The following is a 6790-nucleotide window of genomic DNA, read 5'->3' on the forward strand; positions in this document are numbered from 1 at the left end:
AGCTTGTAGGGTTTGTAAGGCGTTGTTGTTCTATAAGAGAGTTCATGGCAGTGATGACGCTTTGCATTACGCCGCTGACTGCTTCGTTTCCTCCTGTCTCTCCTGCACTCTGTACTTTTATGCTTGTACCGTCCCAAACATATCTTCCTGTTCCCCATGGGTCTGGGATGTCGTCTCCGCCGAAGAGGCTGTCGACAATTGAGTAGATGGCGTACGCCATTCCTAGCGGAGGAAATGCGATTGATACTGCCGCAACGGCTATCGCTGTCTCATCTCCCAAAGCTATCGCTGCGGCAAGACCGAGGTATGGTAATGCACCGTTTAATGAATTTAAAGCACTTCCAGCTGTTTGTCCATATACATCTGTCATTGCTTTTGCAAGCTCCCCAGAACCCGTCAATGCAGATTGTGTAGCAAACTGTGCATAAGCCGTAGCGGCAAAGCTTATCGTATAAGCCGACGATGTAGCTATCGCCCAGCCGTCTCCGCGTTTGAGTGCTGCATCTAAGCTCATAATACTAAGAACACCAGAGGTAGCATTTGCAGCACCTGAGAGAATATAATTTGGATTATTATTGATTATCGAAATATCATTTGCTAAGCGTAATCCTGATGTAACCACAGGCAAAGGTTCACCTGATTGAATTGCTTTTACGAGAGACAACGCATCAATAATTGATGGACCGTAAGTATTGATAGTTTGCCCTGTTTCGCTGTTGTTGATATCGTTTTGGAAATTAGAAAAGCCGTCTACGAGGTTTTGTAAGCCGCTGTTTAAATCATAAAACAATGTTCCTTTGCCTGAAACATCTCCCGTATCTAAGTTGACCGTCTGCCCATTTTCACCTAAGACTCTCAATAGATTTTGACCATTTTCTTCAACAATTTCGAATTGTGCAATATAGTTGCCATTAGTATCTTTGAACCAACCAGTGTTACCATCAAAACTAGGATCAAAATCAGTCCAAATTTGACCATACTGTGCACGAAGCTGTTCTGTGGCTGTTTGCCACCCACGATATTCTGTCAATAATTTATTTGCTTGTAATGCCAAAGCATTATATTCATAGTTTTCTTGCAGTTGTGAATTTAAGTTTTGAGTAGTTTGTTCATCGGCAATTTTGTATGAGTCGGTACCTGCATCATAAGAACCCCACTCTCCAGTTTGTTCATTAAATGTATAACCATTGATATATTCTGTAGATTTGGGAGTTGCTATAGCTTCTTGCAAACGGTTCATGTAATGTTGCCCAAGAATAGTTTTACCAAATATTATTGATCCGACTAATGGATTAGCTACAGTAGCAGCAATACTCGCGAATATTGCAAGCCCTTCTAAACTGCTTGGATCGTAGTTAACAACATTACCGAGTTGAGTTCCTATATTACTTGCAACATCATACGACATATTATAATTATTTATATTTGTAAAACTAGAGGCATCATTAGTATTAAGCTTTAATTCATCAATTAATAGTCTCATATCATCAACCCCTGGTGCATTAAAAGCATAAGTTGTTTGCTTTGAGTACGCACCTATAAGTTGAGCTAAAGAGCCGCCAAGACTATGCCCAGTAATTGTTAAATTTGAACTACCATATTGATTTATGACTTTATCATAAAAATCTCTAGCTTCTGCATATTGTTCTGGTACATTTTGTAGAACAAGTGATGTATCACTATGTGTCGCATCAGTAAAATCATCAGTTCCCGCATAACTTACTACAATTTCTCCAGAATCAAGATTTTGATAAGCAGTAGCATGAAAGCCTGTGGCTGCATTACTGTCTACCGTTAAAATTTCCCATCCCATTGGAGTTAGTCCACCACTATATCCTGCATCAGCAAGATTCACATATTTCATGATTTCTAATTCTGTACTCATTTATTTTTTCCTTTTTTCAAATATATATTTTAAAAACCTATTTCATTCAAACCATTAGCTCTTGTTGTTTTATCAAGTCGATTAAATATTATTCCTTTATTTTCCACATCATTACACCATTCAAATAAGAGTTTACTTTCCTTGGATTGGCTTTGATTGTATTTTTTATAAACATAATACTTATTTATACAATGATTCAAATCTTTAGTTAATACTACTTTTGGCAATGCTATACGAGTAAAGGATGTAGGTAAACAAATAAAACCATTTTTTAGCACATGGGTATCCAGTTCAAAATTTTTATTCATAATATTATAATAACCTGCTACTGCACCAGGACGTATAGCTATTTTTGCTTCCTTATATGACTCTTTTCCAAAAAGTGATAACCATAAAGAACCTCCATTTTGCAATGGGACTGCCACACCATTTACTAGTCTAGCTTTTAATGCTATATATGAAATTCCTTTTAACAAACTTGGATAGTAAGCACCTCCAAAAACACGGAAACGGCCATCAAGTGGAAGCACAAATGCTAAGTATGGTTTTTTTGGATAGAAATCTATCGGTTTTGCTATTTTTAACATATTAATATCGTTTTTATCAATCGGTTTTAGTTCCATAAAACTTGCTTCAATACCTTTAGGATAATCATCTGATTTAGTATGTTCCCATTTTTTATTTGATAGTGGAATTTCAAACGAATCATCAAAATACAGATCTACATCTGTTACATACTGCTCAGGATAATTATCATTTACTCCAAGCCAAATATTTTTTTTGTAAATCCTTAAAACTATAGCTTGTATAGGTGAGTTTTGAAGTTCAGAATCAACTTTTTCAAGATTAAAGCCTTCAAATCTTTTTGCAAACTTTTCACTGTATATCCAATGCTCCCAAATAAGCTTATCACCCAACACGGGGTCAGGTTTTTCTACCTGAACTTGTTTCGGCCATGCAGTAACATACTCAGGAATATCCCGCCCCCATACAAAAACAACTATACTTAAGCTTAATAAAACCAATCGTATAAATAATCTCACTCTGTTCACCTTTTCTTAAAGTTATATATTTTAGTTTCCATTTTTCTCATTCTCTCTCTGTACTAAATTTAATGTCAACGCATAATTTCCGCCCGTTTGAACAAATCCAAGGCGTCTTAGAAATTTATCGGTCTTATCAATTTGCGTGCCACTATTTACCCCCGCTGAGAGCTCCACGGCTCCACGGTTTTCTGCCCATTTACGAAAACCACTCATAAGCCTTAAAGCTGCTCCGCTCATTCTTCTCTCAGGTAGAACATCATAGTGTATGATGCTCGCTACAATCTCATCGGAGAAGAAGTGTCTCTCAATACATCCAATCAATGCCCCAATAAGTTTTTTTTCACTATCTTCAGCAACAATAAAACAGTGTGTTCCATGTTTTTCCTGTCCTGCATTTATAACGGCTCGAAGTTGCTCGGCCACTCTATTGGCATTAAATTTATAGCTTGCAAAGCGTGTCACACCGTGGAAGTATCTTCCAAGTTCGACAACTTCATGGATATCCTCTATAGTTGCAAATCGTATTGTCATAAATATACTTTCTCCTGTTGTTGATTTTGATTGTTTTCTCCGATTTGGACAAGTCGGTCTACTATAAGGCTTTTAGGCAGTGCATGAGTAATGAATAGCATAGTCACTTTGCCATGTAGTTGATTGACAGTTGTAGCAAACTGCTCCGATGTTTGCTCATCCAGAGCACTTGTTGCTTCATCAAAGATGAGAATTTTAGGGCGTTTGAGAAGTGCTCTGGCAATGGCTAGACGCTGACGCTGTCCACCTGAGATTCCTGAGCCTCTCTCACCGATAACATTTTGATACCCATCGGGGAGTTTTTCGATTGTCTCATGAATCTCTGCAAGTTTACACGCATGAATAATCTGCTCAAATGTGGCATGTGGATTGGCTGCAAGCAGATTGTCATAGATGGTACCGGAAAAGAGAACCGTCTCTTGAGGAACTACCCCGAAGTAGTGACGTAATTCGTTTGCAGAGTAGTTTTGGATATCAGTATCATCGATACGGATACGCCCGTCACTTGGCTGATAAAATCCTTGAAGAATTTTTGCAAATGTACTTTTTCCTGAACCGGAGGGTCCCATAATCGCTACGGTAGAACCTGGAACAATTGAAAGATTAAAATCACGATAAAGAAAAGGGTGTTGTTCGCTATGACGAAAACTAAGCCCTTCTATCTCTATGAGCCCTTTGCCCTCTCTTAAGCGGGATGGTTGAATGGAGTATGGTTCTGTTGGAACATTCATGACATCTCCCAAACGCTTCACAGAGAGATCGGCCTGTTGAAACTGTTGCCATAGCCCTACCAGTCTCATCACAGGTTGAGAAAGTTTCCCTGCAAACATCTGAAATGCTACGAGCATCCCGATTGTAAACTCTGTACTACTCATAACCGTGTATGCTCCGACTACCAAGATTAGAAGAGTCAAAAATTGTTCCATAAAACTGGCAATTGTGTTATAAGTGTTGGAGAGCTGTTTGGTTTTAAATGTTGCAAGGAGATACTCAGACAAATAGTCTGAAAAACGGTTACGAAGTTGCGGCTCCATTTGTAAACTTTTTACCGTTTCTATTCCAGAAATATACTCTGTTAAAAATGCCTGATTACGCGCACCGAGTAAAAATTGCTCATTAAGCTGTTTTTGAAACAGAGGAGCTACAAAGAAACTCATAACGGCAATCGTGCCAAGCACCGCCAACGCAATAAGCGTGAGCATGACACTGTAGTAAAACATAATTCCTACAAAAATGAGCAAAAACGGTAAATCTAAAATCAGTGTCACAGCAGCCGAAGCGATAAACTCGCGTATCGTCTCTACTCCATGAAGACGCGCGGCTATAACACCTGTCGGACGATGTTCGAAATATCGTGGAGGAAGTTTAAAAAGATGGTCAAATACTCCTGCTGCAAGAACAGCATCGACGCGATTTCCTGTATGGAGAACCAAATATTGCCGCACCCATGAAAGAATCGCCGAAAAAATCATAAATATGCCCAATCCAATTCCAATCACAAGAAGTGTACTCTCCGTGCGGTGAACGACCACTTTGTCAATAATGGTTTGAGTAAAGAGCGGCGTACCGAGTGCTAGGAGTTGAATAACCAGAGAAGCAAACAATACATCACGCCATACCTTTTTATGTTTGAGTAATTCAGGAACAAACCATCCAAAACCAAAATGACCTTTTTCACTCTCTAATGCATCTGGATCATCTAATTTTTCCATTGATTTGGCGGCTAGGACAACAGAACCAAGATAACGCTCAGAAAATGCTTCAAGCGAAAGTTTTAAAGGAGCATTTGTTCCTGGCTCAAATAAAATAACCTGTTCTGATGAAGCATCTGAGAGAAGTACGATAGACGCACCCGTACCGTCTTCAGTATTTTTAGGCTTTACAAATGCGAAACATGGGAAAGAGAGATTTTGAAGTTTATGCGGTAAACATGTAATATTTTTAGCTTTAAAACCAATATGCCGTATTGCCCGAATAAATGCATCACTCGTATGTGGCAATGGAAATTGATTAAGAACAAGTTTAGAATCAAATGCAACACGATTCAGTGCACAAAGACTTCCTAATCCCCATATAAATTCATCGGATGAGATTACAGCATTTACTAATTTGGTTTTATAACTATTTCGATGTCGAAGTGATACAAGTTTCTTTAGCATTAAATAGTTAACTCTAAAGAAAAAAATATCATTCTGTACACCTATTAAACTATGTATTATTAATAATTATTTTTTATTATTATATTTTTAATCTTAAGGTTGTATTTTAAATTTAAAATTTAAGCCAATAAGAGGGTAGTTTAGTGAATTTATATTAAAAATGTATCTATTTGTAACATAAATTCTAAAAATTGCTTTTTAATAGTTGGAATATTCCTTGATGTTTATGTCAGTGACAACAACAAATTCAAATGGTTGGTTTGGAGATTTTGAAAAGAACTGGAGGATTTCTGAATTGTTTGTTGACAAATTTCAATCCTGCAGTAACATTTATTCTTGTAAAGTAACTTTTGTTCTTATAAATGACACTTATAGAGTTTAAAAATACTTCTGGGGATATCAGGGTAGTAAAGTGTTCTTTTGTAGTTAAATTTTTGACTGCAACTTCGAAATAACTATTTCTAATATCTTCATAGTCTGGTTTTAGACTAAGTGGCATTAGAAACATAAAAGTATCATTTGGGCTATCCAACATAAACTCAGGAATGATTTTATTAGACTTACTCACAATCTAAACATCCATTATCGAACTTTCTTGTTTCTTACATCAATTTTTATGTAGATATGCAAAATCTCTATAGCCGCAGGCGTTATACCCGAAATCTGCGAAGCCGCTTGAAGTGTAGGCGGATTGAAAGCCTCTAGCTTTTCGACTATCTCTTTGCTTAAACCGCTAATACTTCTAAAATCAAAACTCGGCGGAATCTCAATTTTGAGGTACTTTTTCATCTTCTGTATCTCTTCGCTCTGCTTTTGAACATAACGGGAGTATTTTCCCTCTACCAAAATCTCTTCTAGTATATATGGTGCATGTTCGGCTAATTCCGGAACCAGTTTTATCATCTTCTCGACATCAAAACTCTTTCTTGCGATAAGCTGCTGAGCGGTAATAGTATCTTTTATCTTCTCTTCCCCCATAGACTCCAAAAACTCTATAAACTCTTTGTTTGGCGTAAAAACAGTCTCGTTTAAAAGCTTTAAGCCCTCTTGTATCTGCTCGTTTTTTGATTCTACTTTTGCATAAACCTCATCATCAATCAGTCCAAGAGCGTGTCCATAGCGGCTTAGTCTTGTGTCGGCTGACTCTTCACGCAGAAGCAGTCTATACT

Annotated in this window: 4 protein-coding genes and 1 pseudogene; all 5 read right to left on the minus strand. The window is 37.5% G+C overall.

Annotated elements, in window-relative coordinates:
* On the minus strand, positions 1-1885 hold a 1885-nt coding region (locus tag RQ763_RS03835), incomplete at its 3' end, for a YqiA/YcfP family alpha/beta fold hydrolase (RefSeq protein WP_314151299.1).
* 29 nt (positions 1886-1914) lie between these two features.
* On the minus strand, positions 1915-2928 hold the full coding sequence (locus RQ763_RS03840) for a hypothetical protein (RefSeq protein ID WP_314151300.1): 1014 nt from the start codon (positions 2926-2928) through the stop codon (positions 1915-1917).
* A 30-nt stretch (positions 2929-2958) separates the two neighbouring features.
* Complete coding sequence (locus RQ763_RS03845; RefSeq protein ID WP_314151302.1) at positions 2959-3462, minus strand: GNAT family N-acetyltransferase; 504 nt, start codon at positions 3460-3462, stop codon at positions 2959-2961.
* Positions 3459-5621, minus strand: a complete 2163-nt coding sequence (locus RQ763_RS03850) for a peptidase domain-containing ABC transporter (protein WP_314151303.1) — start codon at positions 5619-5621, stop codon at positions 3459-3461. The genes RQ763_RS03845 and RQ763_RS03850 overlap by 4 nt, the downstream gene beginning before the upstream one ends.
* A gap of 582 nt (positions 5622-6203) precedes the next feature.
* Positions 6204-6790 (minus strand): annotated as a pseudogene (locus RQ763_RS03855) (tRNA uridine-5-carboxymethylaminomethyl(34) synthesis enzyme MnmG); the annotation flags it as partial.

Source organism: Sulfurimonas sp., assembly GCF_032250635.1.
GTDB lineage: Bacteria > Campylobacterota > Campylobacteria > Campylobacterales > Sulfurimonadaceae > Sulfurimonas.

Excerpts from the sequence above, each read along its gene's own strand:
- RQ763_RS03845 (WP_314151302.1), bottom strand. The coding sequence starts at position 3,462 with ATGACAATACGATTTGCAACTATAGAGGATATCCATGAAGTTGTCGAA.
- RQ763_RS03850 (WP_314151303.1), bottom strand. The coding sequence starts at position 5,621 with ATGCTAAAGAAACTTGTATCACTTCGACATCGAAATAGTTATAAAACC.